Source organism: Amycolatopsis sp. SID8362 (assembly GCF_010550475.1).
Classification (GTDB): Bacteria; Actinomycetota; Actinomycetes; order Mycobacteriales; family Pseudonocardiaceae; genus Amycolatopsis; species Amycolatopsis eburnea.
In genome coordinates this window covers 1-2,334 of sequence record NZ_JAAGNB010001179.1, presented here as the reverse complement: position 1 = coordinate 2,334, position 2,334 = coordinate 1, and the positions used below count along the sequence as shown (strand labels likewise).

1 protein-coding gene and 1 pseudogene are annotated in these 2,334 nt (G+C 69.9%); both read right to left on the bottom strand.

The features are described 5' to 3' along the window. Window positions 1–180, bottom strand: a pseudogene (locus tag G3I65_RS36870) (UDP-N-acetylmuramoyl-L-alanyl-D-glutamate--2,6-diaminopimelate ligase); the annotation flags it as partial. A 285-nt stretch (window positions 181–465) separates the two neighbouring features. Continuing rightward, on the bottom strand, window positions 466–2,334 hold a 1,869-nt coding region (locus tag G3I65_RS36865), incomplete at its 5' end, for a penicillin-binding protein 2 (RefSeq protein ID WP_160700193.1).

Genomic DNA, 2,334 nt, shown 5'->3' with positions numbered 1-2,334 from the left:
GAGGGCGGCGAAGAGGTCACCGGGCAGCACGTGCTGGGCGCGCAGGGTGGTGCCGGTGACGGTGAGGTCGGCGGCGTCGGGCGAGCCGGCGATCAGCCGCGCGTCCGCTCGGGCGAGCAGCGTCGCCAGCGGGACCGGGACGATGCGCGCCGGACGGGGCGGCGCGGGGACCGCTTTCACCGGGCTTTCCGGCACCTGGGAACTGGACGATGACACGGACACGGCCAAGAGGCTACCGGCGGCCGTTCGGGCCCCCCGCACGCGGTACGGCGATTGCGCGCCACTTCGGCACATGTGCTAAACGCCCCGCCGCTCCCCCTTGCCACACAACACTTTCCGCCCGCGACCAGCCGAAGTGGACAATGCCCGCGGAAAAGCCGTGAAGGCCTCCTTACCGGCATCTGATGCCGGTAAGGAGGCCTTCACGGAACTAAAAGCCGGTAAGGGGCCCTTCACGGATCGTGCCTACGGGATGATGAGCGGAACCTCCGGCGAAGGGCCGTCCGACAGCGGGATCTGGTACCGCTGCGTCAGGTACGACGCGATGCTGTGGAACAGCGGCGCGGCGGAGTGCCCCACCGGCAGCGTCGTGTCCGGCGCGTCCAGCCGGATCCCGACCACGAACCGCGGGTGGTCGGCGGGCAGGATGCCGGCGAAGGTGATGTTGTACAGGTGGTCGCTGTAGGCCTTCGTCCGCGGGTCGACCTGCTGGCCGGTGCCCGTTTTCCCGGAGATCTGGTAGCCCTCGACCGCCGCCGTCGGCGCCGTGCCCTTCTGCAGGCCCTTGCCGTTCTGGGCGACCGCGCGCATCATGTCGCGCACCGTCTTCGCCGTCTGCGGGTTGACCACCTGGACGCTCTTCGGCGCCGGCTCGGGCACGGTCGTCCCGTCCGGGTTGACCTTCGCCTTGACGATCCGGGGTTCGACGCGCAGGCCGTCGTTCGCGATCGCCTGGTACATCCCCGCCATCTGCAGCACGGTCATCGACAGGCCCTGCCCGATCGGCAGGTTGCCGAACGTCGTCGCCGACCACTGGCTGCGCGCGGGCACGACACCCGCGCTCTCGCCGGGGAGGCCGACGCCGGTGCGCTGGCCGAGGCCGAACCGCTTGAGCAGCTCGGAGTAGTGCTCCTCGCCGAGCTTCTGGGCGAGCAGCAGCGTCCCGATGTTCGACGACTTGGCGAAGATGCCGGCGGTGGTGAACGTCTGCGTGCCGTGGGTCCAGGCGTCGTGCACCGTCTTGTCGGCCACCTGCAGCGCGCCGGGCACCTGGATCGTCGACTCCGGCGTCGCGATGCCCGCGTCGATCGCCCCGGTGGCGGTGACGACCTTGTTCACCGAACCCGGCTCGAACGGCGTGGTGACCGCGGGGTTGGCCAGGTCCTCGTTGGTCCAGGTCGTCTGGTCGTTCGGGTCGAACGTCTTGTCGTTGGCCAGCGCGTAGACCTCGCCGGTCTTGGCGTCCAGCACGACCGCCTGCCCGCCCTTGGCGTGCGACTGCTGGACGTAGTCCGACAGCTGGCGCTGCACCTCGTACTGCAGGTCGGAGTCGACGGTCAGCTCGAGGTCCGAGCCGGGGACCGCGGCCTGCAGGTCGTGCTCGGTGCCCGGGATGACGACGTTGTCGCTGCCGTTCTTGGTGTTGACCATCATCCGGCCCGGCGTCCCCGCCAGGTCGTTGTCGCGCAGCAGCTCCAGCCCGACCAGGCCGTGCAGGTTGTGCTTGGAGACGTCCGGGTCGTCGGAGCGCCAGTTCGCGGCGCCGACGATGTTCGAGGCCAGGCTGCCGCCCGGGTACTCGCGCAGCGCCCGCTTTTCGACGCTGATCCAGGCGAAGTGCTTGACGATGTCGGCGGCGATCGACGGCTCGACGTTGTTCACCAGGTAGGTGAAGGACGCCTGCTTGTGGAACAGGTCCAGCAGCTGCTGCTCGCCGATCATGTTCGGCAGCTTGCCGGCGATGTACTTCGCGGCGGCCGCGGTCTCGTTGTCGAACGTCTTCTGCGTGCCGGGGTTCTTCACGGCGAAGTCGTCCATGTTCTTGCGCAGCGCCTTGAGGTTCACCGACAGCGTGCGCACCTCGACGCTGAACGCCAGCTTGGCGCCGTTGCGGTCCACAATGGACCCGCGCTGGGCGGGGATGTCGATGGTCTGGGTGCGCTGCCGCTCCGCCGCGGCGGACAGCGCGCCCGCCTCGAACCACTGCACCTGCACCAGTTTCCCGCCCGCGACGAGCAGGACGGCGACGAGCAGCAGGCGCACCGCGGAGAACCGCGTGCGGTTGCCGCCGTTGCCCTGGCGCGCGGCCGCGCTGCGCGTCCCGGCGGCGTAGGT